General features: G+C 71.3%; 21 protein-coding genes and 2 pseudogenes. 11 read left to right on the plus strand and 12 right to left on the minus strand.

The window, feature by feature from the left end; translation table 11 throughout:
* Positions 1 to 12: 12 nt before the first annotated feature.
* From ACZ56L_RS11885 to ACZ56L_RS11895, 3 genes are all read right to left on the minus strand, one after another.
* Positions 13 to 396: a hypothetical protein gene (locus tag ACZ56L_RS11885; RefSeq protein WP_471063475.1), complete on the minus strand. Its 384-nt coding sequence runs from the start codon at positions 394 to 396 to the stop codon at positions 13 to 15.
* A gap of 66 nt (positions 397 to 462) precedes the next feature.
* Positions 463 to 1,584, minus strand: coding sequence for an FAD-dependent oxidoreductase (locus ACZ56L_RS11890; protein ID WP_471063476.1), 1,122 nt, complete (start codon positions 1,582 to 1,584; stop codon positions 463 to 465).
* A 64-nt stretch (positions 1,585 to 1,648) separates the two neighbouring features.
* Positions 1,649 to 2,632 carry a helix-turn-helix domain-containing protein gene (locus tag ACZ56L_RS11895; protein ID WP_471063478.1) on the minus strand — a complete coding sequence of 328 codons (984 nt, stop codon included), beginning with the start codon at positions 2,630 to 2,632 and terminating at the stop codon, positions 1,649 to 1,651.
* Here ACZ56L_RS11895 and ACZ56L_RS11900 point away from each other — a divergent pair.
* On the plus strand, positions 2,631 to 3,086 hold the full coding sequence (locus tag ACZ56L_RS11900; protein WP_471063480.1) for a DUF2000 family protein: 456 nt from the start codon (positions 2,631 to 2,633) through the stop codon (positions 3,084 to 3,086). The genes ACZ56L_RS11895 and ACZ56L_RS11900 overlap by 2 nt on opposite strands.
* Before the next feature lie 2,734 nt (positions 3,087 to 5,820).
* Here ACZ56L_RS11900 and ACZ56L_RS11905 read toward each other — a convergent pair.
* Complete coding sequence (locus tag ACZ56L_RS11905) at positions 5,821 to 6,015, minus strand: hypothetical protein (RefSeq protein ID WP_471063482.1); 195 nt, start codon at positions 6,013 to 6,015, stop codon at positions 5,821 to 5,823.
* A gap of 495 nt (positions 6,016 to 6,510) precedes the next feature.
* Between ACZ56L_RS11905 and ACZ56L_RS11910 the strand changes: the two genes are divergently transcribed.
* Entirely contained in the window at positions 6,511 to 7,176 is a 666-nt protein-coding gene (locus tag ACZ56L_RS11910; protein WP_471063483.1) for an MSMEG_1061 family FMN-dependent PPOX-type flavoprotein, read from the plus strand.
* Positions 7,177 to 7,213: 37 nt separating this feature from the next.
* On the opposite strand, the pseudogene ACZ56L_RS11915 reads toward ACZ56L_RS11910, so the two are convergent.
* Positions 7,214 to 7,375, minus strand: a pseudogene (locus ACZ56L_RS11915) (IS5/IS1182 family transposase); the annotation flags it as partial.
* Positions 7,376 to 7,606: 231 nt separating this feature from the next.
* Positions 7,607 to 8,047 carry a hypothetical protein gene (locus ACZ56L_RS11920; RefSeq protein ID WP_471063485.1) on the minus strand — a complete coding sequence of 147 codons (441 nt, stop codon included), beginning with the start codon at positions 8,045 to 8,047 and terminating at the stop codon, positions 7,607 to 7,609.
* A 66-nt stretch (positions 8,048 to 8,113) separates the two neighbouring features.
* On the opposite strand from ACZ56L_RS11920, the gene ACZ56L_RS11925 reads away from it, so the two are divergent.
* On the plus strand, positions 8,114 to 8,752 hold the full coding sequence (locus ACZ56L_RS11925; protein WP_471063487.1) for a nucleotidyltransferase domain-containing protein: 639 nt from the start codon (positions 8,114 to 8,116) through the stop codon (positions 8,750 to 8,752).
* 76 nt (positions 8,753 to 8,828) lie between these two features.
* On the opposite strand, the gene ACZ56L_RS11930 is transcribed toward ACZ56L_RS11925, so the two are convergent.
* Positions 8,829 to 9,905: an agmatine deiminase family protein gene (locus ACZ56L_RS11930; protein ID WP_471063845.1), complete on the minus strand. Its 1,077-nt coding sequence runs from the start codon at positions 9,903 to 9,905 to the stop codon at positions 8,829 to 8,831.
* Positions 9,906 to 10,077: 172 nt separating this feature from the next.
* On the opposite strand from ACZ56L_RS11930, the gene ACZ56L_RS11935 reads away from it, so the two are divergent.
* The 3 genes from ACZ56L_RS11935 (at position 10,078) to ACZ56L_RS11945 (ending at position 12,651) form a co-directional block, all read left to right on the plus strand.
* Positions 10,078 to 10,416: a hypothetical protein gene (locus ACZ56L_RS11935; RefSeq protein WP_401766234.1), complete on the plus strand. Its 339-nt coding sequence runs from the start codon at positions 10,078 to 10,080 to the stop codon at positions 10,414 to 10,416.
* Between the two features lie 980 nt (positions 10,417 to 11,396).
* Positions 11,397 to 11,858: a peptidylprolyl isomerase gene (locus ACZ56L_RS11940; RefSeq protein WP_345227987.1), complete on the plus strand. Its 462-nt coding sequence runs from the start codon at positions 11,397 to 11,399 to the stop codon at positions 11,856 to 11,858.
* Positions 11,859 to 12,099: 241 nt separating this feature from the next.
* The gene (locus ACZ56L_RS11945) at positions 12,100 to 12,651 is read left to right on the plus strand and encodes a hemerythrin domain-containing protein (protein ID WP_401766232.1); all 552 of its coding nucleotides are present in this window, start codon (positions 12,100 to 12,102) and stop codon (positions 12,649 to 12,651) included.
* 6 nt (positions 12,652 to 12,657) lie between these two features.
* Here the strand turns inward: ACZ56L_RS11945 and ACZ56L_RS11950 are convergent, their stop codons facing one another.
* A complete protein-coding gene (locus ACZ56L_RS11950) occupies positions 12,658 to 13,050 on the minus strand; it encodes a VOC family protein (RefSeq protein ID WP_401766229.1) in 393 nt (130 codons plus the stop codon).
* A 138-nt stretch (positions 13,051 to 13,188) separates the two neighbouring features.
* Between ACZ56L_RS11950 and ACZ56L_RS11955 the strand changes: the two genes are divergently transcribed.
* Positions 13,189 to 14,088 carry a LysR family transcriptional regulator gene (locus ACZ56L_RS11955; protein ID WP_471063490.1) on the plus strand — a complete coding sequence of 300 codons (900 nt, stop codon included), beginning with the start codon at positions 13,189 to 13,191 and terminating at the stop codon, positions 14,086 to 14,088.
* Between the two features lie 259 nt (positions 14,089 to 14,347).
* On the plus strand, positions 14,348 to 15,610 hold the full coding sequence (locus tag ACZ56L_RS11960; RefSeq protein ID WP_471063492.1) for an FUSC family protein: 1,263 nt from the start codon (positions 14,348 to 14,350) through the stop codon (positions 15,608 to 15,610).
* A gap of 142 nt (positions 15,611 to 15,752) precedes the next feature.
* On the opposite strand, the gene ACZ56L_RS11965 is transcribed toward ACZ56L_RS11960, so the two are convergent.
* From ACZ56L_RS11965 to ACZ56L_RS11975, 3 genes are all read right to left on the minus strand, one after another.
* Positions 15,753 to 16,745 carry a DUF72 domain-containing protein gene (locus ACZ56L_RS11965; protein ID WP_471063495.1) on the minus strand — a complete coding sequence of 331 codons (993 nt, stop codon included), beginning with the start codon at positions 16,743 to 16,745 and terminating at the stop codon, positions 15,753 to 15,755.
* A 90-nt stretch (positions 16,746 to 16,835) separates the two neighbouring features.
* The gene (locus tag ACZ56L_RS11970) at positions 16,836 to 17,933 is read right to left on the minus strand and encodes an amidinotransferase (RefSeq protein WP_471063497.1); all 1,098 of its coding nucleotides are present in this window, start codon (positions 17,931 to 17,933) and stop codon (positions 16,836 to 16,838) included.
* Positions 17,934 to 17,990: 57 nt separating this feature from the next.
* On the minus strand, positions 17,991 to 18,980 hold the full coding sequence (locus ACZ56L_RS11975) for an alpha/beta fold hydrolase (protein ID WP_471063499.1): 990 nt from the start codon (positions 18,978 to 18,980) through the stop codon (positions 17,991 to 17,993).
* Between the two features lie 123 nt (positions 18,981 to 19,103).
* Between ACZ56L_RS11975 and ACZ56L_RS11980 the strand changes: the two genes are divergently transcribed.
* Both ACZ56L_RS11980 and ACZ56L_RS11985 read left to right on the plus strand, forming a co-directional pair.
* Positions 19,104 to 19,817: a TetR/AcrR family transcriptional regulator gene (locus ACZ56L_RS11980; RefSeq protein ID WP_471063501.1), complete on the plus strand. Its 714-nt coding sequence runs from the start codon at positions 19,104 to 19,106 to the stop codon at positions 19,815 to 19,817.
* 345 nt (positions 19,818 to 20,162) lie between these two features.
* Positions 20,163 to 20,255 (plus strand): annotated as a pseudogene (locus ACZ56L_RS11985) (transcriptional regulator); the annotation flags it as partial.
* Between the two features lie 39 nt (positions 20,256 to 20,294).
* Here the strand turns inward: ACZ56L_RS11985 and ACZ56L_RS11990 are convergent.
* Positions 20,295 to 20,867: a MarR family winged helix-turn-helix transcriptional regulator gene (locus ACZ56L_RS11990; protein ID WP_471063503.1), complete on the minus strand. Its 573-nt coding sequence runs from the start codon at positions 20,865 to 20,867 to the stop codon at positions 20,295 to 20,297.
* 116 nt (positions 20,868 to 20,983) lie between these two features.
* Here ACZ56L_RS11990 and ACZ56L_RS11995 point away from each other — a divergent pair, with 116 nt between their 5' ends.
* A complete protein-coding gene (locus ACZ56L_RS11995) occupies positions 20,984 to 22,204 on the plus strand; it encodes an MFS transporter (RefSeq protein ID WP_471063505.1) in 1,221 nt (406 codons plus the stop codon).
* The last annotated feature ends 56 nt before the right edge of the window (positions 22,205 to 22,260 follow it).

Genomic DNA, 22,260 nt, shown 5'->3' on the forward strand with positions numbered 1-22,260 from the left:
CCGCGCCGCCGTCTACAGCGGAAGCCGGTCCGGCCACCACGGCGGCACGTTGTCGGGCGCGCAGTGGCTGACCGGATAGCCATCGGGCGCGTGCCAGATCGCCATCAAGGGCCACAGCAGTACCGCGCATACGGGAATGGTCAACAGCAGCGGAAGCAGCAGTCCGCGCCGGCCCGTGAGGCCGCGCATGAGCCACCACACAGAAGTGGACACCGCTGCCATCGTTGTCGACGCCACGACGAGATCCAGGAGATTGGCCGAGGCATTGACGCCTGTCTCGCACACGGTCCACGTACTGTTCAGGAGGACGGACGCGACGTATCCGGACCCCAGGAACACGCCCCAGCCGATGGCCCGACCGCCGGCACTGTACGGAGCCTTCTCGATCCCGCTCACCACCTTCCCTACCGGGCGTGATGCTGGCCCTCACCGCGGACGGCCGCACAGGGGGCCGTGGTGACCTCAGGGGGACTGGACCTCGTCGAAGAGGGCGAGGGCCTCGGCGGGGTCCGGGCCGACCAGGCGGTCAAGGCCCGCGCTGGTGATGGTCGACCAGGTCTCGGCGCGAGGCCACATGCGCTGTTCGAAGGCGCGGGTGGCTTCGAACAGGTCCCCGGGGTTCTCGGCGATGAGTTCGGCGAGCTCCGCACCCTCCAGGAGGGCGAGGTTCGCGCCCGCCCCCAGCGGCGGCATCAGGTGCGCGGCGTCGCCCAGGAGCGTCACCCCCGGGACATGGGCCCAGGTGTGGGAGACCGGGAGGGCGTGCAGGGCGCGGGGGACGTAGGCCGTGCCGTGGCGGAGGAGGTCGAGGACGGGCTCGGCCCAGCCGTCGAACAGGGTCAGGAGGCGCGACCGTACCGCCTCCGCGTCGGACAGGTCGAGGCCCCTCAGCCCGTCGAGCGGGGTGCGGACCTGGGCGTACACCTTGACGTGGCCCCCGCCGTTGCGCTGGGCCACCACCGAGCGGTTCGCCCCGTACACCGCCACCGAACCGTCGCCCACCAGCCGGGCGAGCTCGGGGTGGCGGACGTCTACGTCGTCCAGGGAGGTCTCGATCAGGGTGACACCCGTGTACCGCGGGGCCACGGACGAAACCGCTCGACGGACTCGGGACCAGGCGCCGTCCGCACCGATCACGAGGTCGTACGTCTCCTCCCGCCCGTCCGAGAAGCGCACCAGCGTGCCGTCGCCGGGGGCCCGCGGGACCACTTCCGTCACCTCCCGCCCCCATCGGACCTCCAGTGGACCCAGCAGCAGGTCGCGCAGCAACCCGCGGTCGATCTCGGGATTGGCCAGGTCGTCGGGGCCGGGCCGCCAGTCGCGCAGGACGGTGCCGTCCGTGTCCAAAATACGCATGGCCTGGCCCTCGGGGCGGGACAGTTTCCGGAACTCCGCGAGCAACCCGGCCTTTTCCAAAGCCAGTTGCCCCAGGTTCGCGTGCAGGTCGAGCGTGCCGCCCGGCGGTCGGGCGTCGCGGGACGGATCACGCTCCAGGACGGTGACGGGCAGACCGTGCCGGTGCAGGACGCGGGCGCAGGCAAGCCCGCCGGGGCCGCTGCCCACTACAGCTGTACGAGGGCTCATGGGGACCCAACGTACGTCGTTCGACACGACTTTCGTACGCCGCCACCGAAATGGGGGCAGGAGCTCAGCAGATCGCCCCGACATTGCTGCCGCTGCCGATGGCGGTGAAGCCACCGGTGTCTGTGGCGGTGCCGGCCGTCCCGCTCCGTCGTCGTCCGGGAGCGCACGGCGTCGTCCTTCTCGCGGGGCCCTTCGCGTAACGGCCCGGGGTGGTGCCCACGAGCCTCTTGAAGTGGCGGGTCAGGTGTGACTGGTCGTAGAAGCCGACTGCCGTCGCCACCTCGCCCGGCGGCCGCCCGTCGAGGAGCAGTCGGCGGGCGTGGTCGACCCGGCGGGACACCAGGTACTGGTGCGGCGCGATTCCGTACGCACTGCTGAACGCCCTGATGAGATGGGTCGGATGGGCGTGCACCAGACCGGCGGCCTCATCCAGGGTGACTCCTTGGTGCAGGCGGGCGTCGAGGAGTTCGCGGAGGTCCCGGGCGACCCGATGGCCGGGAACGGGGCCGGAGCGCAGGAGGCGGGGCCGCAGATGGAAATGGAGCCGCTCGCGCACCAACGCGAGTCGGCTCTCCGCCTCGAAGGAGTCGCCGGGATGGGCCAGGGCGGCGTGCAACTGTCCCACTCGGGCACGCAGGCGGGGGTCCGTCAGGTCGGGGCCGTCGACCGCCGCGCCGATCAGGCTGTCGTCGAGCTGGGTGGAGTCCAGGTACAGGACGCGCTTGCGGAAACCGTGCGCGGTGGCGGGCGAACCGTTGTGCGGGACGTGTGGCGGCAGGAGGCTCACCGTGTCCCCGGGCGTGCCGCGCCGGAAACGGTCCAGGTCGTACCGTACGGCCCCGTCGTCGACGATGAGCAGCGTCCAGGAGTCGTGGACGTGCATCGGATACGCGTGCTCCGTGAAGTGGGCGTGGAACACCTCGACGACCCCCGGGACCCGCGGCTGCCAGGCTTTCACTTCCGGGGCTTTCGCACGTCGGGGGACTGGGGTGCTCACGCCAGGAACGTACAAGACGGACCGCTGCCCGACGAGCGAGTCTCGCAGCATGAGAAACGAGACCACCACCTCCGTGTCCGCCGCGACCGCCCCCGTCCGCTTCGACACCAAGATCGCGGTCCTGCTGCGCGAGGACCTGGAGACCTGGCAGCGGCTGAACGTCACGGCCTTCCTGGTCAGCGGCCTGGGCGCGGCCGCTCCCGAAGTGATCGGCGAACCCTATACGGACGCCGACGACACGGCGTACCTGCCGATGTTCCGCCAGCCGGTGCTGGTCTTCGAAGGAACGAAGGAAGACCTGACCACCGCGCACACGAGGGCCACGGCGAGGGCGTTGTCCCTCTCCGTCTTCACCTCGGACCTGTTCCGCACCGGCAACGACCGCGACAACCGCGCCGCCGTACGAGCCGTGAGCCGATCCGGGCTCGACCTGGTGGGCATCGCGGTGTACGGCCCGAAGAACGCGGTGGACAAGGTGGTGAAGGGGGCGCGGATGCACCCGTGACCGAAAGCGGGGCAACGGAGCCGTGCGGAGGCGTCCTCGTAGCCGCGGGCCAGCACGTCGGACAGGCCGTGGGGGGGGGGGGGCAGTGAACTCCTCATCGGCCCCGATAGTCTCTCCCACCCCATGGGCGTCGTAGTTGGACAGTTCGGCGGCACAACGTTCCCGCTGGTTGCGCATCATGTGCCAGCCGACGGCAGGTGCCTGCCAGACGGTGGGGCCAGGAGCAGTCGGGCGCGGACGTCGGCTACGGTACGGCGCCTCAGCAGGAACAGCCGTCCCGTGTGGTCGATGGCCGGGAGGTGATCTCCGTCGTGGGCGGCTACCGTCCGGTGGGTCCGACGGGGGAGGTGGTGGGAGGCGGGCCAGGAGGCGCTGTTCCTGGGCGGCGGTCGGGGTGAATGTGGCCGCGGGCCCTCGTCAGTTGTCCTTGCCTCTGGTGGTGAAAGGGCGGCGGCGGGCGGCCTCGATGTGTCGCTGGGTGGCGAGGAGTGTCCTCGCCCAGCGTCGCCGTCGGTCGTACTCCAAACTCCGGCAGGCCCCGCTTGCCCTTGGTGCAGGGGGGGGCGAAGGCGTCCAGGAGTTCTTTCGGTACGCAGCAGAGCGGTACGCAGCAGAGCGGCCCTGTACGTGTGGACGTCGGGTTCGATGAGGACGGCCTCGGTCTTGGTGGTGAGACGGCCCGGGGCGCGATGCCGCCGACGCCGAGCGGCGGGGTCGCGGGCGGCTGAGAAGGCGGACGGCAGGTCGGAACCGGAACCGACGGCGAAGAATGTGATGGTTCCCATGGAGGCCCTGCCGATGACCTGGCAAGTGCCGCATATATGCAGGTCGTTGCAGGTGCACGAAGAGGCTTTCCGTCGGCTCCGGCGGGTGCGGATTCCGTACCCCGGTGCGCTTTGTCGTGTACAAGGCCCGAAAAGAGTGGCGGAATGCGTGCTTCCAAATGTGATTTACGCTACCCCGGGGACGGGAACCGGCACTCCGTCCCCGAACTGTCCGTCAGGACGTCGCACAGGTAGGCCCGTTGCCCCCCGGCCGTATTGGCACTCCGGCGATCTTGAGCGCCTCTTCTATGGCACTGAGTGCCGCGCTTCCCCTGTCCTGATGCACAGTTGCTCGAACAGCAACGGACGCAACGCGACGCTAAGGTACCTCTACCAATCACCCTCTGGGGCCTGAGCGTCGTGGACCTCTCCGCGGTGTTCACGAAGGTCGTGGACCCCATGAGAAGGGGGTGAATCCGATGGCCGCAAAGCCGGAGGACCGCCGACAGCACGAGGCAGGGGATCGGCATTACAAGTGCATCCGCTGGCTGGGGCCGCTCTACGCGATCTACAAGATCGTGCGAGAGTTTCTGGCCCATTGACGCGAAGAGCCCCGACCTGAAGGTCGGGGCCGCATCGCAGTCGGTGTAGTGGCAGAAGGCTCCACCTTGAGCTTCGCGGGCAAGGGGTGGGGCCTTCGTCATGTCCCGATACTGACTACTGTCGCGTAAGCAAGCCAAAGGATGCAGGTGTGACGGTAATCACGCACCCCCCGACGCGACGGTCCCCATCTTGCCTTGATGAAGCGGCAGAGCGCGACAGTTGACCGTATGTTGATCCGCGGCTTGACCGCGAAATATGGCAAGGAGCCTGCTCATTGGCGGCACTCGCCCAGTTGTGTGACCTAACGCACACACCCTGTGGGTGACTGAATGCACAAACGGTCGGCAGAAGTTTGATGGCTTTTGCCTCTTGCCTGCAGGCTTCTGACGCTCCATCCGGAGACCTTGAGGTGAGCGCGCGCCCTGTACCCGGCTCCGCTACGGGCAATCGGCACCGTTTGCCCGCTGCACCGTGTCCGGCCGAGTTCCTGTCCCTGACCTCCGGATTCAGCTCAGAGCCTGGGGCTTGATCCTTGAGCTTGCGGCGATTGTCATACGCATTGGCCGCCTCGACGCATCTCGGCAACTGGCCGCCCGAACCTCGGCATGGTTCAACGATCCCGTCGGCCATACCGCTTCTGATGCTGCCTTCGCCGCCGGCCACGCTGCCTCTGTCCTCAGAGCGCCGCGTTGTCAACGGCTCACCGTGCTCAGTTGATTCGGCGAGATCGCTGCTTCCGGTCAGCCACCCCACCCTTCGCGAAAGCCGTGCCGGTTCGACGTGTCGGGCGCAGGGCTCGTGAACGGACTCGTTGCGGTACAGGCAGCTCAGGAGCAGTTGGTGGACGACCGGCAGGGCCATGACGCGGGTAACGCCTGCCGCGACCGCGACGGCGACTGCCGTACCGGCAGTGGACTGAGGAACCCCGGACGCGTCGACGATCAGCGGCAGTGCGGCCGCGACACCCGGGAAGGTCTGAAGGCCGGTACGAAGGGTCCTCTGGTTGGCGTCAGACATGAGTGCCTCCTGCTTCGCGAAATCTCGAGGGTCTGACCCGGGTGGACGGTGAACGGTTTGACGATGCCGTTCTCGCGCGCGAGGGCCTGCCAGTTCACGCCGTGCCGTTCACCGATCCCAGAGAGGGTGTCGCCCCTCCCCGCCCCGTGTACGTCAAGGAGCCTGCGGCCCCCGGCCTGCCTCTCAGTCGTGCCGCCGCGCGCTGACGGAGCCCGCTCATCGTGAACCCCCTCGGGTCGACCTCCTCCGGTTCGCTGATCCAGGTGACCGATCACGCTCTCCCCCCTCCAGCCGTGCGCCCGGCACAGGGCCGCCGAAACACGCTCGATGTTCTCCATCTGGGCCGCCGTCTACGGGCCGCGGCCACCGCCGAGGTTCTCGCATTCCCCGCTGTAGAAATGCGAGTTGCCGTCCTTGTCGGCCGTCGCGGCCCGGGAGAACGGCTTCTCGCCGATGAGCGCTTGGAGGACCCGGCTGTCGCCCTTGCCTGCATGGTTCGCCCGGCAGTGGCCGATCAGGTAGACGGTGTCGTCCTTCGCGATCACACGTGACACAGCGGGCCCGGCAAGCCCGAGTAGCCGTTCTCGCAGATACTGACCGCGCTGTTCGTGCTGGACGTGACGGTGTGGTGGATCACCACCCCGTGCGTCGGACACCACGGGCCCCACGCGTTCCGGTTGTGGGTATGCCGGCCGGGCCGCTCAACAACACGGACTCCTTCGGTCTGAAGAGCTGCGACCAACCGGTCAGCAGTAAGAACTCCTCACAGAATGGACAGCTCGGACAACCGACCTGGTCCGTCCGCGCTGACCCGTGCCTCAGTCACGCGCTGGCCGAAGTCCTCAGCACGGCGCGGCAGAGAGAGCCGAGGCGAACACCGCACCGTCCTGGCGGGTGCCTGCTCGACAGATCCGCATCGGTACGGGCCGGCAGTGCACTGCCGCGTTCTCCGACTGCGCCGAGCAATGGCGACCGGTCAACGCGGGCGAGATCCCTCGCCGACCCGCGCACTGCCTCGGTCGCCTTCTAGGGTCATCCATATGATGATCGACACTGGGTTCGCCGGCTCGCTCTTCGAGTCCCTTCAGGCGGACGCCCTCACCAGCCCGGACCAACTGCGCGAGCTCTACCCGCAGCCGAACCCGAACTCGCTCCGCAAGGAGATCGATTGCCTGACCGAGGAGGCCCGGGCGTTGATCGGCTGTTCCTCGCTGGTGTTCATCGGCAGTGCAGACCTCGAAGGCCGGGCGGACGTGACGCCGCGTGGCGGTCCGGCCGGGTTCGTCTCGGTGCTCGACGAGCGGACTCTGGTCATCCCCGACGCCACCGGCAACAAGCGGCTCGACACCATGCACAACGTGCTGCAGACCGGGCGCGTCGGACTGATCTTCCTCATTCCCGGCCGCCCGACCACGCTGCGCGTCAATGGCCGCGCCTGCGTCACGGCGCGCCCGGAACTGCTGGCCCACCTCACGCCCATTGGAAAACCGCCGCTCACGGCGATGGTGGTGCATGTCGAGCAAGCCTATCCGCACTGTCCGAAGTCGCTGATGCGCGCCAGTGCCTGGCAACCGGAGCGGTGGGTGCCTCCTGAGGCCCAGCCGACCAGCGCTGAGGTGACGCAGGCCCAGCTCAACCTGCCGGGCCTTACCCTCGACGAGATCGAGCAGGCCGAACGGGAGTCACTGCGCCTGCGTTACGAGTGAATGCGGACAGGCACTCCTCTCGTGATGAGTTCAGGCGTCACCAGCAGATGAGGGCGCATCCGAGGGCCAGGAAGGCTTCGTGGATGTCGTCGCGGATCTCCCAGCGGACCCGCAGGCGGCGGAACCAGTGCGGGTGGGCGAACGCACGCTTTACGGACCAGCGTGCACCGCATCCACCGAAGCCGCGTAAGCCTGGGCCCCAGCCACTCATGGCCAACAGTTCAGGGCTGCCACCCCACTCGGGCGGCAGCCCTGACTGTTGCATGCCCTCCGAACGGAGCACCTCTGGAACCGGCGAGTCAGCACACCAGGCGAAGCGCAGGCTGTTGGGCTCCACCCGAAGAGGGCGGTGGACAAGGTGGTGAAGGGGGGGCGCGGATGCATCATCCGTGACCGGGGCCGGTTCGGGGTTGGGGCCTGCTGGAATCGGTCAGCTCTTTGCCGCGTGCGGGTTCGGAGTGGCCGGTGTGCACCCCCGTCGGTCGTACCAGAGGCATGCCGTCAGCAGGGCGAAGGCCAGCAGGCAGGCGGCCATGGGGAGGAGCCACTGCGCCGCGACGGCGCAGGCGGTGAGGAGCAGTTGGGCCGTGCAGGCGGCGGTGAGCGGGCGGGTGGCCGGGACGTGATGGCGCAGGGAGCGGAGGATTCCCCGGCAGCCCCACCAGTCGAGTGCCACGATGACGCCGCCTGCCAGCAGCGAGAGCAGTGTCGTCCGGTTGCTGGACGCCATGGACGGGTGAGGTTCCTCGGCGGGTCCGATTCCACCGGAGAACGTGGGGACGAACCAGAAGAAGTAGACGGCGGTGAACGCGATCTGGGTGGAAACGAGCAGGAGGCTCAGGATCAGGAGCGAGCGTTGCGTACGAGGCATTCTCATCACGTTCCCAGGTCGTGGAGGGCCGGGCCGTGTGGGGTGCGGCGGCCGTAGGTTGGGGCGATGAGCGTGATTCTGCCGCCCGGTGGCGCCGTGTTCGACGACGACGAGATCGATGCCCGGTGGGCGGACGCATGGCGGCCCGGGCAGGTCGCGGCGCGGCTGAGCGGGGTGGGGACTCCGTGGTACGTCGCGGCCGGGTGGGCGCTGGACCTGTTCCGGGGAGAGCGGACGCGGGCGCACGGGGACCTGGAGATCGCGGTGCCCGCCGCCGGGTTCGCGGAGGTACGGGCATGCTTCCCCGAGCTGGCGTGCGACGCGGTGGGCAGCGGGCGGGTCTGGGAGGGCGCGGGGACCGAGGTGCTGGCGGTCACGCATCAGACCTGGTTTCGGGATCCGGCGAGTGGACGGTTCCGCTTCGACGTGTTCCGGGAGCCGCACGAGGGCGGGACGTGGATCTGCCGGCGGGACGCGCGCCTGCGGCTGCCGTACGAGGCGGTCGTCGAGCGGACGGAGGACGGGATTCCGTATCTGGTGCCGGAGTTGGTGCTGCTCTTCAAGGCGAAGGCGGTACGGGCCAAGGACCAGGCGGACTTCGACGGGGTGCTGCCCCTGCTGGGACGGGCGCGGCGGCAGACCCTGCGCGGGTGGCTGGAACTCGTGCATCCCGGGCATCCGTGGCTGGTGCGACTGGAGGGGTGAGCGCGGCGGTGATCGTGGGAGGTCATGTGCGCGGAACGTTTACTTCCGGAAGCCCGGGGTGCCGGGCGTGGCGCGGTCAGGCGGGGGGCTCGCCCGGCTGGTCGTGGGTGGAGCAGTGGATTCCGCCGCCGCCCGCGGCGATGGTGTCGATCCTGACCTGCACGATCTCGCGCTGCGGGAAGTGGTCCCGCAGGATGCCCTTCGCGCGGTCGTCGGCCGTGCGGTCGCCGAAGCGGGGGAGGAAGACGGAGCCGTTGGCGACGTAGAAGTTGGCGTACGTCGCCACGAAGTCGTCGCCCTCGCCGGTGACCCGGTCCAGGTCGGGCTGCGGAAGGTCGACGATCTCGAATGTCCGGCCGCGGGCGTCGGTGGCTCTGCTCAGGACCGAGCGGGCCTGGTCGGCCGCTTGGGACCAGGAGTCGGGGGGCGTGCCCGGGAAGGGCTGGTCCAGGAGGACGACACCGGGGGCGGTGAACCGTACGAGACCGTCCACATGCGCGTCGGTGATGTCCTCGCCGCGCACGCCCGCCAGCCAGACGACCTTCTCGACGCCGAGGGTCGCGATCAGCTCGCTCTCGATCTGGTCCCGGTCCTTGCCGCGGTTGCGGTTGTCGTTGACGAGGGAGCTCTCGGTGACGAGGAGGGTGCCTTCGCCGTCGGTCTCGAAGGAACCGCCCTCGGCGACGAAGGGGGCCTGGACGCGTGGGGCGCCGTACGTGGCGAGGAGGGTACGGCCCACCTCGGCGTCGTTGGTGTGCTCCTGCTTGTCGCCCCAGCCGTTGAAGTTGAGGTCGACGCCGGTGACCCTGCCGTCCTCCTCCACGAAGACCGGGACCGTGTCGCGCGCCCAGAGGTCGTCGACCGGCAGCGGGACGACCTCGACCTGCCGGCCGCATGCCTTCTGGGCCGCCGCCTGCTGGTCGGGGCGGGCCAGCACGACCACCGGCTCGTACTCGCCGACCGCCCGCGCGACACGGGCGATGTCCTCGCGGGCGCGGGGGAGGTCGCCCTCCCAGACGGATGCGAGCGCGGGCCAGGACATGAACGTGCGGGCGTGACTTTCCCATTCCGCGCCGTAACGGCGTCGCCCGGTCCGCGGGGAGGGCTCGGCGGCCGTGGCGTCGCGGGCGGAGGCGCTGGGGGTGCGGTCGATGCCGCTGCCGTTTTCGGGCGCGGCGAACGGGCGCAGAGGCGTGCGGTGGGAAGTCGGACCCGTATCAGGGACGTGGTGGGACACAGGGGCTCCGATCGTGGGCGGGCAAGGCTATCCCGCGAGATCGCGCGGAGGACGACGGCACGCGCGACATCGCCGTACGCTCCGGACCATGAGGGAACAAGAGATGCTCTCCAGGGTGATCGGCGTGCTGACGCAGAGCGGCGAGTGGTTCCGGGACATCCACCGCGATCCGCACGGGCACGAGCCCGCCGACGGGCGTGTGGTCGGCGAGTTGGTGGCCGAACTCCTGGAGGGGGCGCTGCCGTCCGGGCTGTCCGAGGAGGAGGAGCGGGAGTTGCGCAGGTCCACCGCGCGGCTGGTGAGCGTGTTCGCCTTCGTCTTCCACCAGTTGGCGGAGGTGCATGACGCGGGGCGCACCGACACCTCGTCCGGTGACCTGCTGCGGCAACTGGCGCTGAAGGCCGAATACGGGGGAGGGCGGGGCTGAGCGGGGGTCCTGCCGGGTCTCCCTTCGGTGACCGGGGCCGGCTTCCGGTGAGCGGCCTGCGGCTGGGGCCGTTGCGGTGCGGTCGGAGGCTTCGGCTCTGCGTGGGCGGGCCGTGGTGCGTGGCTCGGTCTCATCGTTGGGGTCGGAGGATCGTGTGTGTGGGGGAGTGTGGGAGCCCGGGGTCGTCCGTGGACGCTAGGGGCCCTTGCTCGTCCGGGTGGCTCTGAAGCCCTGTGTATGTCGGGGAGCTTGGAGATCGGGGCCCGGCCGGGTGCCCCGGGGCCCGTGCCCGTCGGGGTGGCCTGGGGGTCCCGGGACCGTCCGGGTGTCCGGGCCTCCGTACCCGTCCGGGGGTCCGGGGCCCCGGGTCCGTCTGGGGGCCTATTGGTCCGGTTCCGGCCGGGCAGGCTGGAGGCCCCTGAATCTGTTCGGCTGTCTCGGGCCTTGGTGCCCGTCCGAGGAGGCGGAGCCCGTGTCCGTCCGACGGCCTGTTGATCCAGTTCCGGCCGAGTGGGCCGGAGGTCCCTGGGCCCGTCCGGGGGCCCGGGGCCTCGTATCCGTCCGGGGCCCGGAGCCCATGTCCGTCCGGTGGCCTGTTGGTCCGTCCCGGCCGGGTGGGCTGGAGGTTCCTGGGCCCGTTCGGGCGGTCGGGCTCCCGTACCCGTCCGGGGCGGGTCCCGTACCCGTCCGGGCGGCCTGGGGCCCCGTACCCGTCCGGGCGGTCTGGAGCCCCGTACCCGTCCGGGTGGCCGATGTGGTGTCATTTCGGACACTGCCCGGGTCCGGGAGAACATGTACCGCTCCTACTCCCTCCAGATGGAAGGCCCGCACACGTGCGCCGTCGCTCGGTACTCCTCGCCTCCGCCGCTCTGGCGACCTCGCTCCTCACCGGCTGCACCAGCGCTGACGCGCCCGCCGCCGACGAATCCACGTCCGGCAAGCCCGCCGCCCCCGGCAAGAACGTCTTCTTCGACGTCGCCATCGACGGCAAGCCCGCCGGGCGCATCGAATTCGCCCTGCGTGACGACGTCGCCCCGAAGACCGCCGCCAACTTCCGCGCCCTGGCCACCGGCGAGAAGGGCTACGGCTACAAGGGCTCGACCTTCCACCGGATCATCCCCCAGTTCATGCTCCAGGGCGGCGACTTCACCGCGGGCGACGGCACCGGCGGGCGCAGCATCTACGGGGACACCTTCAAGGACGAGGACTTCTCCCTGAAGCACACCGACCCCGGCACGCTCTCCATGGCCAACAGCGGGCCCGACACCAATGGTTCGCAGTTCTTCGTGACCACCGCGGCCACCCCGTGGCTCGACGGCAAGCACGTCGTCTTCGGCAAGGTCGTCAAAGGCATGGACGTCGTCCGCAAGGCCGAGGCCCAGGGCTCGCCGGAAGGCACCACCAAGGCCCCGGTCACCATCACGAGCTCCGGGGTCGTCTGAGCGGACGCGGTACGAGACGCGGTACGAGGCGGGGCCGCCGGCACGGGAGGCCCCGCCACTTCCCGGCCACTGCTGCGGGAGAAAAAGGGGGGGTGGCCATCGGGGCGGACGGCACGGTAGTGTCCGGGCCAGCGTCGCGTGCCGGTGGCAGACCGTGTCAGGCATGGAGGCGCCGAACCGAAGGAGACCGCCGATGTACGCATCGCGCCCTTCGCTCTCGCGCAATTGAGCGTGATCGAGCATGACTGAATTCGACGTGACCGACTACGACGTGACCGCAAGCGACGCGATCGCAAGCGACAAGGCTGGGCGCGCGGCGGCGGAACGCGAGTCCGCCCGGCTCACCGCCTGGAGCCAGGAACTCCGCCGCGTGCACCACCGACTGCGCGAAGCACTGGCGGTGACCCGCGCCTCCCTCGCGGACGGCACCCCCGGCGAGGCCGCCACCCGGGAACTCCTGCTGTACTGCCACGGCTTCTGCTCCGCGCTCGACCGACATCACCGGGGCGAGGACCGCACCCTCTTCCCGGCCATCGCCGCCGCGTACCCCGATCTGCGCCCGGTGCTCCGCGCCCTGGAGCAGGACCACTCGTTGATCGCCCACCTGATCGGTGGCCTCCAGGCCGCGGTCGAGCGTGCCGCGCCGCCCGAGGAGCTCGACCAGCACCTCGAAGGCATCGGTGCGATCATGGAGAACCACTTCCGGTACGAGGAGCGGCAGTTGCTCACCGTGCTCGAAACCCTTGAGCTGTCGGCGACCCCGGGGGAGGTGCTGGGGCCCTTCGCCGAATGAGCGCGGTCAGGCCGCCGCGTCCTCGGGGTACCAGCGCAGCTCCACCGTGTTGCCGTCCGGGTCCCGGACGTACACGGACGTGGCGGTGCCGCGCGCGCCGAACCGGTCGACGGGGCCTTCGAGGACGGTGAAGGCCCCCGAGGCGATGAACTCCGCCCAGTCCAGGGGTTCCACGGTCAGGCAGATGTGGTCCACGTTGGACTCGCCGCGGGGACGGCTCATGAGGTCGATGATGGTCTCGGCGGTGACGCGCAGCGAAGGGAACGGGACCTTGCCCGCGCGCCACTCCTCGACCCGCACCGGCTCCAGGCCGAGCAGCCCGGCGTAGAAGTCCAGGGACTTCTCGACGTCCGAGACGTTGAGGACGAGGTGGTCGAAGGCCTTGATGCGCAGGTCCATGGGGTCCCCCAGTGGGTGAGTGAGTGAGTGCGTCGTGTGTGCGAGTGACACCCCTTACGATCCGCCCGGGAGCACCCGCCATCAAGGCGGGATCGCCATACGACCGTTGAGCAGGATTCAACGAACGGGGGAGGGCCCGTGCTGGAGCGCGTGGAGATCGAGACGTTCCTGACGCTCGCCGAGCAGTTGCACTTCGGCCGCACCGCCGAGCGTCTGTGCGTCACGACCGGCCGGGTCAGCCAGGTGATCAAGAAGCTGGAGCGGCGGGTCGGCGGCCCGCTGTTCGAGCGGACCAGCCGTACGGTCCGGCTCACCCCGGTCGGACAGCGGCTGGCCGAGGACCTGACGCCGCTGGTCGCCGCGATGGAGGAGGCCCTCGGCCGGGCCGCCCGGGCGAGCCGCCGGGTCTCCGGTGAGTTGTGTGTCGCCTTTCTCGGCGAGTGGACCGCGCCCGTGCTCCTGAAGGTGGTCGCGCTCTTCGGCGAGCGCCACCCCGACTGCCGGGTGGACGTGCGCGAGGTCCAACTGGCCAACTCCCGTGCCAGTCTGGTCGACGGTTCGATCGACGTCCTGATCGCCTCGTACCCCTTCGACGGCATGGCCCGCGGCCCGGTCCTGCTCACTGAGCGGCGCGTGCTGGCCGTCGCCGCCGGGCACCCCCTCGCCCGCGAGGAATCGGTGTCGCTCGAAGTGCTCGCCGACCACCCCGTGGTGCAGTTCCCTGCGGTGACCTCGACCGGCTTCAAGCGGGACCGTACTCCGGACGCCACCCCCTCGGGCCGGCCCGTGCCGAAGGGCCCGGCCGGAGGTTCCTTCTCCGAAATGCTCACCCTGGTCGCGATGGGCCGCGGCGTCCTGCCCGTCGGCGAGCACTCCCGGCGCTACTACCCCCGCCCGGACGTGGCCTACATCCCCCTGCACGACGCCCCGCCGATCGAACGGGGGCCGGTCTGGCGGGCGGACAACACCACGCCGAGCGTCCGCGAGTTCGTCCGGGCCGCGTCCGACGTCGCCCGGCAGGGCGCAGAGCGGGCGTAGGGCGCTCCGGCGCGGCGGACAAGGACCGGACCAGACCGGACCCGGCCGGACCGGTCCGGACCGCCCGGTGACGGGCCCTCGCGTGACGCTCGTCGCACGCCTCCGGCCGTGTGACTGGCCCGGCCGCCCCTGGGCACCTGAAAGGTGCATAGGGCAAGCACAAACGGGCGTACGCGACACATCAGGACAGTGGGCAGGGTCGACGACCGTCCCCGCACGCCTGAGCAGAACCCGGGCGGAACCTCCCGAGAGGAACACGATGCACGACGAAGAGCCCGCCGGCCGGGTCGGCGGCAGGCGCGGCACGACGAACACGGCGAAGGAGAAGGAAACGGGCAGCGGCGGCGAGGGCGTGCTTCCGCGCGCCCTGCGCTGGCTGCGCCGTGCCTTCCACCACTCCGGGCACGAGCGGCACACCCTACTGCTCGCCGCCAAGAGCGTCGTCGCGGCGACCCTCGCCTGGTTCATCGCGTACGACGTCATGGGCGCGCGCTCCCCGGCCTTCGCACCCTTCTCCGCCGTGCTGGTCATGCAGACGACCGTCTACCAGTCCGTCGTGCAGTCGCTGCGGTACGTCGGCGCGGTCGTCGTGGGCGTCGCCGTGCAGGCCGCGCTCGGCTTCATCGCGGGCCCCGACCTGCTGACCTTCGTCCTCGTCGCGATCATCGCGCTCGCCATCGCCCGCTGGCCGGTGCTGGGCTCGCAGGGCTCGCAGGTGCCCACGGCCGCCTTCTTCGCGTTCTCCACGTACGTCGCCGCCGCCGACAGCGCGGACCGGATCGGCCAGCTCGCGCAGATCGTCGCGCTCGTGGCGATCGGCTGCGTGGTCGGCACCCTCGTGCACATCGTGCTCGTACCGCCGTTGCGCCACCGCAGCGCCGAGGACAGCATCCACACCCTGGCCCACACGCTGCGCGCCCTGCTCAGCGACATGGTCCCCGAACTGCGCGAAGGCGCGCCGCAGCGGGAGAGCGCCGCGCAGTGGCGGCGGCGTGCCGCACGTACCGACCGGCTGATCGACGAGGCGCGCGCCGGGCTGCGCACCGCGCAGGAGAGCGTCCACCTCAACCCGCGCGGACGGCTGCGCGGGCACCGCCGGCACGTCTCCTTCGACGGTTACAGCGCCGTGCTCGAAGCCCTGGTCCGCACGCTCTACCAGGTCGCCTCGCTCACCCGCAGCCTCGACCAGTGGTACGGCGACAGCGAGGGCGGCGTCGTGGAGGGCGACGACCGGCCCTTCCTGCGCCGGTACGCGGACTTCCTGGACGCCCTCGCCGCGCTCACCGACGTGCTGGGCGAACTGGACGAGGACCGGCTGCCTGAGCAGGCCGAACAACTGTGCGGCCTGGCCGAGAAGGCCCAGGAGTGCCGGCGCGCCCTGAGCGAGGAGGCCTCCCGGCAGGGCCTTCCGCTCGCCGATCCCGCGCATCCGTACGGGGTGCTGGTGGTGGAGGCGACCCGGCTCATGGAGGAGTGCCAGAACTGCTGCGACGTGCTCCAGGGCTGGGCACGGGAGGAATGAACCCCCGCCGGGGGCCCGGGCCCCCGGCCCCGTCCCGCCCTCGGCGTCACCCCCCGGGTCACCACAGGAACCCGGCGTCCCCCCAGTCACCACAGGAACCCGGCGTCCCCCCAGTCACCACAGGAACCCGGCGTCCTCCCGGTCACCACAGGAACCCGGCGTCGCCCCCGCCCGTCCCGTCGTCCGGCGAGGTCCCGCCCAGTTCCGGCCCCGGCCCCGCCTCCGCCCCCTGGCCCAGCAGATCCCGCATCGTCTCCGCCGCCTCCACCGAGGCCGTCGCGCAGCAGTTGTTGAACAGCACGTGCACCCGCTGCGCCCGTTTCGCGAGCGCCTGCACGCGCGGCACCCACGCGCTCAGCTCCTCCCGCGTGTAGCGGTGCCGGTAGCTCTCCTCCTTGTTGCCGGTGCCCCACTGCGGGCTGCGGCCGTGGAACCGTACGACCGCGAGTTCCTCCGAGGTGGCCTCCGCCACCGGCGGCAGCGACGAGGGCAGTCCCTGCGCGGTGTCGACGGCCACCAGGGGTATCTGCCGTTCCCGCAGGAAGTCGATGGTGCACGGGAGCTGGTGCGGCGCGAACCAGCCGGGATGCCGGAACTCCACGCTCAGCGGCGCTCCCGCCCGCTCCCGGCACTCCTCCACCAGCGCCCGCGCCCGCGCGTCCGGCGCCAACCACGGCGAGAACTGGAACAGCACGCTCCCCAGCCGCCCGGCTTCCCGCAGCGGGGCGATCCCCGCGTGGAACAGCCGCCACAGCTCGTCCAGCACCTCCGGCGCGAGGTCCCGCCTGCGCACCCGGGAGCGGTCCCCGGCCGCCGGCCGCAGCTCGCGCGGCAGCGCCGAACTGCGCGCGCTGTGGCCCGTGAACAGGGCGAACGCCTTCACGTCGAGGACGAAGTCGTCCGGCGTGCGCTCCACCCACAGCTTCGCCACGCGTTCGGTGGGCAGCGCGTAGAAGGTGCTGTCCACCTCGACCAGCGGGAACCGCGAGGCGTAGTGACGCAGTCGCCCCTCGGCGTCGCGGGCTCCCTGGGGGTACCAGCCGCTGGCGACGAGTGCGGGGTCGGTCCATGAACAGGCTCCGACATGGACGTTCGCAGTGCTGATGTCGCCTCCCGGGGCCGGACGGGGTTCCACGGGTCCGTGTGGGACAACGGGTACCTCGTACGGCCCCGGGCGAAACGGAGTCGCCGCCGCGAGCAGTCCCCCCCCCCCGCACCGAGCACGTCAGTCGACGTACGACTCCAGGGTGCCGCGCCGGCGGATGTCGAGCGTGGCGCAGTGGAAGGAGCCGCCGAAGGGCGCGTAGTGCAGCAGGTCGGACGGGATGGGCTCCAGGCCCCAGCTCTCCAGCGCGCGCAGCATGCCCGTGTGATGGCGTTCCGCGATCACCCGCTTCTCGTCGATCATCAGGACGTTCATGCTCAGCCACTTCCCGCACATCGAGGTGAGCCTGAGCAGCGGGTCCCGGATCGGCTCGGGCTCGGGGGCGATCAGGACGTCCCAGTTGCGCAGCACGTCCGGCAGCTTGTCCACGTCGATGTACTCCGGGTTGACCAGCACCTTTCCGGGGCCGAGCAGGCAGAACGTGGTGTCGATGTGCATGGGGGTGCGGCAGCGGCTCTCGATCTCGTGGATGCGGTAGCCGGGGCCGAGGTGGCGGCGCAGCCACTCGATGCCCATGGCGTTGGTGACGTTGCTGCGCGTCACGAACAGGTCCCGGCCCGCCCGCACGAAGTCCGCCGCGTCGAAGACCGGTTCGAACTCGGTGAGCAGGTAGCGCATCGGCTCGCCCGGCTTCGGCACGGTGAAGTCCGGGTCGAAGAGCTCGTCGGTGAGCTGGGGCCTGGGGGCGGAGGTCCAGCGGGCGCCGCGGCGGAAGTAGTCCTTGAGGACGGTCCGGTAGGAGTGCGTCTCGAAGTACCGGCAGGGCCAGGCCATCGGCGTCTCGATGATCTCGTCGCCGACGACGAGCATGCTGTCGCGCGGGCAGGTGTTGCAGAAGCCGCGCGACGACCAGTCGGGGGTGGTGAAGCGTTTCTTGTGGTCGACGGCGTCAGGGCGTCGGACCGTGACGTCGAGGGACTCCAGCAGGGCGACGAAGCCGTCGAGTTCCTGCTGCGCGCGCTCGACGAGCAGCTTCGGATAGCGGAACCCGGCGGCCTTGGCCTGCATGCGGCCCGCCCACGGCGGGATGTTGCAGAGCACCACGGGGTGGTCCGAGGGGATCGTCGCGCCGTCGAGCCGGCCGACGACGATCTCCTCCAGGGGGTCCCATTCGTTGTGTGAACTCACCGGGGAACCGGGGCTCGGGAGCTGCGTCACGGGCGACCGCCTTCGGACGTGGAGCGTGCAAGCGGATCACCGAATGTAGCGAAGCTGTCATCCCTTGTGAACCACGGCACCCGGGGAAGGGGGCCCGGGCTGCCCTGCGGCGCCCGGCGGGCCCTCGGGGCGGTGCGGGGCCGCCAGCTCCCGGATCTCCGTCACGACGCGTTCCCACGCGGGCTCCGGAACCTCGTGCCCGACCCGGGGCAGCGGCACCAGGCGCGCCCCCGGCACCCGGGAGGCGATGGCCGTGGCGGCACGGGGTTTGATCAGGGGATCGTCCTCGCCGTGCAGGACGAGCAGCGGGCGGACGATCCGGTCGATCGACGGGCCGTGCCACTGCGCCCCGATCTGGCGGCTCTGCGCCTGCTGGTCGTACACGCCCCCGTCGGGGTTGGCCTCGACGCTCCTGCGGGTGGCCGCCGCGTCGAAGGGGCGGCGGGGCGAGGCGAGCAGGCGCGACATCTCAATGCCGGCCGCGACCGCCCCCTCCCGGGTGTCCGGGAACCTCAGCCGGGCGAACTTCGCGAGAGTGCGGAGCCTGAGGTACGGAAGGGCCCTGAGCCCCGCGACGTCACCGGGGACGGAGCCCAGGGTGGTGAGCGTGCGCACCCGTTCGGGGTGGCGCAGGGCCACGCGCTGCACGATCGCGCCGCCGAGCGAGACGCCGAACAGGTGGGCGGACTTCCAGCCCAGTTCGTCGAGGACGGCGACGGCGTCGTCGGCCATGTCCTCCGCCGTGTACGCGGTCTGCCGCTTGGCGAACAGGGCCGCGATCGGGTTGCGGGCCGCGGTGGGCGGCAGGTGGGTGGACTCGCCGCCGTCGCGCTGGTCGTAGCGGACGACGGTGAAGCCGTGGGCGGCGAGGAGGCGGCAGAGTCCGTCGGGCACCCAGAAGCGGTTGGCGCCGAGGCCGGTGGCGAGGAGGAGGGGTTCGGTGGCGGGGCGGGCGGTCGGCTCGGTCCACTCGTCGAAGGCGATGCGGACGGGCCCGTTGACGGCCCGGCGCGGGGGGCCCCAGGGGGAGGCGGGCGGTGGAGTCATGGCGGGCCTGCTTTCTCGGGGGTCGACGACGATCCGGCCATTAACTGCGATCGGCGTTCGCAGTTTTAGACTAGGGCATCCGGGCCCCCTCCGGAAGGGCCGGAGTCGCCAGGAGGAGTGCCAGTGACGCAGGAGCCGACCACGGTCTGGGACCGCCCCGAACGGGGCGCCCGCGGCCCCGCCGCCGTGCGCAGCCGCGCCGAACTCGCGGTGGCGGCGGTCGGCCTCGCGGACCGGGAGGGGCTCGCGGCGGTCTCCATGCGGCAGGTCGCCCAGGCGCTGGGGACCGGGCAGGCCTCCCTCTACCGGTACGTCGCCGGGCGCGACGACCTGCTCGACCTCATGGCGGACGCGGTCGTCGCGGACCTCGGGCACGACCCCCTGACCGGCGACGCGGTGGCGGACCTCGCCGCGCTCGCCGCTCGGGTCAAGGCGCTCCACCTGCGGCACCCGTGGCTCGCGGACCTGCCCCCCGAGCCCCTGCGGCTGGGCCCCCACGGGGTGGCGCACCTGGAGCACGCGCTGGCGGCGCTGGCCCCGGCCGGGCTGCCCGGGCCGGCGAGGCTCCAGGTCGTCGCCCTGCTGCACGCGCTGGTCGCGCAGTTCGCGCGGGCGGAGCTGCGGGCGGGGGAGGCGCCGTCGGGGCGGGCCGCGGCGCAGGCGGCGTACCTGGCACGGGCGGCGGAGGGGCGTCCGCACCTCCGGGACGCGCTCTCGTCCGCGCCGGAGGCGGAGCCCGCCGCGCTGTTCACGGAGGCGGTGCGCCGTCTCCTCACCGGACTCCTCGCTCCGGGCTTCGCCTGCGACGGGGCGTCGCGGGTTCGGCCGTTGGAGTGAGGGGGGCGATCCCGTCGGGGAGACGCGCAAGCGGTACGCGCACCTGCTCGACGGGCTCTGCGCGAAGCTCGTCACCGAGCCCGAGCCCGAGGAGGCGTCGGAACCGGAGCCCGCGGAGGCCGTGGAGGACGGCGTCGAGGCCCTTGCCGTGCCCGAGCCGTGCATGCTGTGCGGCCGCCCCGCCGGCCGGCGCATCAACGGCTTTGCCCAGCACTTGGACCCGGCCGAGTGCGGGAGCGCGGACGCCGAGCCGGCCGAGGCACCGGCCCCCGTGCCCCGGGCGGTCGCCCGTGCGACGGCCGGGGGTCGGCCTGCCGCCACACCCCGCGGCCGTGCCTTCCCGGGGGTCTTGAGGCGGCCTGGGGCGACACGGTGGTCGACCTCGGATCGGAGTGGGGGAGTTGCGAGTACGTGACGAATGTGGGGGTCGCGGCCTGAGTCCCCGGTCGGGGCCTGCGCGGGTTCCCGCCCGGAGTGCTACGTGATGCTGGTGTCGCCGAGGGAGACCAGCAGGCGGCGCAGCTTGTCGGCGAGGTCCGCGCACTCCTCGCGGTCGAAGGGGGCGAGCATGCGGGCCTCATTGGCGAGGTGGGCCGTCAGGTAGTCGCGGGTGATCCGGTGGCCCTTCTCGGTCAGGCGGATCTTCACCGAACGGCGGTCCTCGGTGCCCCGGACCCGTTCGACCAGGCCCTTGGCCTCCATGCGGTCGATGCGGTTCGTGATCGCCCCCGAGGTGACCATGGCGGCCTTGCGGAACGCGCCGGCGGTCAGTTCGTACGGGGGGCCGGAGCGCTGGAGGGTGCTCAGGACGTCGAACTCGCCGAGTTCCAGGCCCCGTTCGGCTGCGAACGCGCGGAACTCCTTCTCCAGGGCGACACCGAGGCGCTGGAGGCGGCCGAGGACCTCGACGGGCCAGAGGGCGTCGGTGAGGTCGGGACGCTCGTGGGTCCAGAGGTCGATGATGCTGTCGATGGAGTCGGTGGTGGCGTCATCGGTGGCATCGGCGTTATCGGTGGCGGTGTCGGTGGGGTCGGCGGTCGCGTTGTCCATGGCTTCAGGCTATCCCGAATTATCTCAACGTTGAAACACTTGACGTTGAACCAGTGGCGGTGTTTTTATCTCAACGTTGAGATTATCAACCTTGAACGGATGCTCAGGGAGTCCCCGTGGTCACCACCGCCCCCGCCCGCCACTCCAGCACCGAGACCCGCCCCGCTCGCCCCTCCCCGCTCTGGCTCGCCCTTCTCGCCGCGCCCGTTGCCACCGGGGCCAACGCACCCGTGCTGATCCTTCCGGACATCGCTCGGTCGTTGAGCGCCGAGACCGCGCACGTCGCCTGGATCGTCACCGTCTTCGCCTGGGCCATGACCGTCGGCACGCCCCTCCTCGGAGCCCTCGTCCGGCACCGGGGGCTGCGGGTCACCCTGCTCACGAGCAGCGCCGCCGCGATCGGCGGCACCGCCCTGGTCGTCCTCGCCCCCTGGTTCCCGCTCGTGCTGCTCGGCCGTGCCGCTCAGGCCGCCGCGGGGGCCGGGCTGGTGGCCGTGGCCATGAACCTGGCCGGGTCGACCCGGCGCATGGGCGTCATCACCGCCGGGTTCGGCGTGCTGGGAGCGGCGGGACCGCTGCTCGGGTCGCTGCTCGCGCAGGCCGTCAACTGGCGTGCCCCGCTCGCCCTTTCGGCAGCGGCGCTGCTCGCCGTGCCCGCCGTGTGGCGGCACACCGGGAAGGCCGCGGCCGCCGCACGCGGCGCTGCGGCGTTCGACGCCGTCGGAGCCGGGCTCGTCGTGGCACTCGTCTCCGCCCTCGTGCTGCTGCCCACGGCTCCCCTGCCCGGCCTGGTCGCCGCCGCCCTGGTCGTCGTCCCCCTGGCCCTGCACGTCCGGCGCCGCCCCGACGGCTTCGCCCCGGCCGCCGTGCTGCGGTCCCGGGTCTTCATCGGCTCGGCGCTGCTCGCGTTCGTCTTCTCGACCTCGTACTTCGTCCTGCTCTTCGCGCTCCCGGCGATCGCCCGCGGCCGGACCGGCTGGAGCGCCGCCGCCATCGGGACGGGGCAGCTCGTCGCCCTCCTCGCCGGTTCGCTGCTCTCCTGGGTGCTCGCCGCCGCCGCGAGCCGGCTCGGGCACCGCAAGGTCCTCGCGGTCCTCCTCGTCCTCGGCACGGCCGCACCCCTCACGGCGGCCTTCGTCACCTGGGGGCCCGCCCTGCTCCTGGCCGCGGCCGCGGCGGTCTTCGTCGCCACCGGCAGCAACGCCGTCCTCTCCGTCCGCGTCGCCCAGCACGCCGCCGAGGCCCAACGGCCCTCCGCCATCGGCCTCTTCGTCCTCTGCTACCAGCTCGGCGGCGCGCTCGGCCCGGCCCTCGCCGCCGTGCTCGTCCTCGGCTAGGGCGTCCCGCCGAGCAGCAACTCGCCGAGTGAGGTGCGCTCATGACGTACCGACAG

This window comes from Streptomyces sp. NPDC039736 (assembly GCF_055596485.1).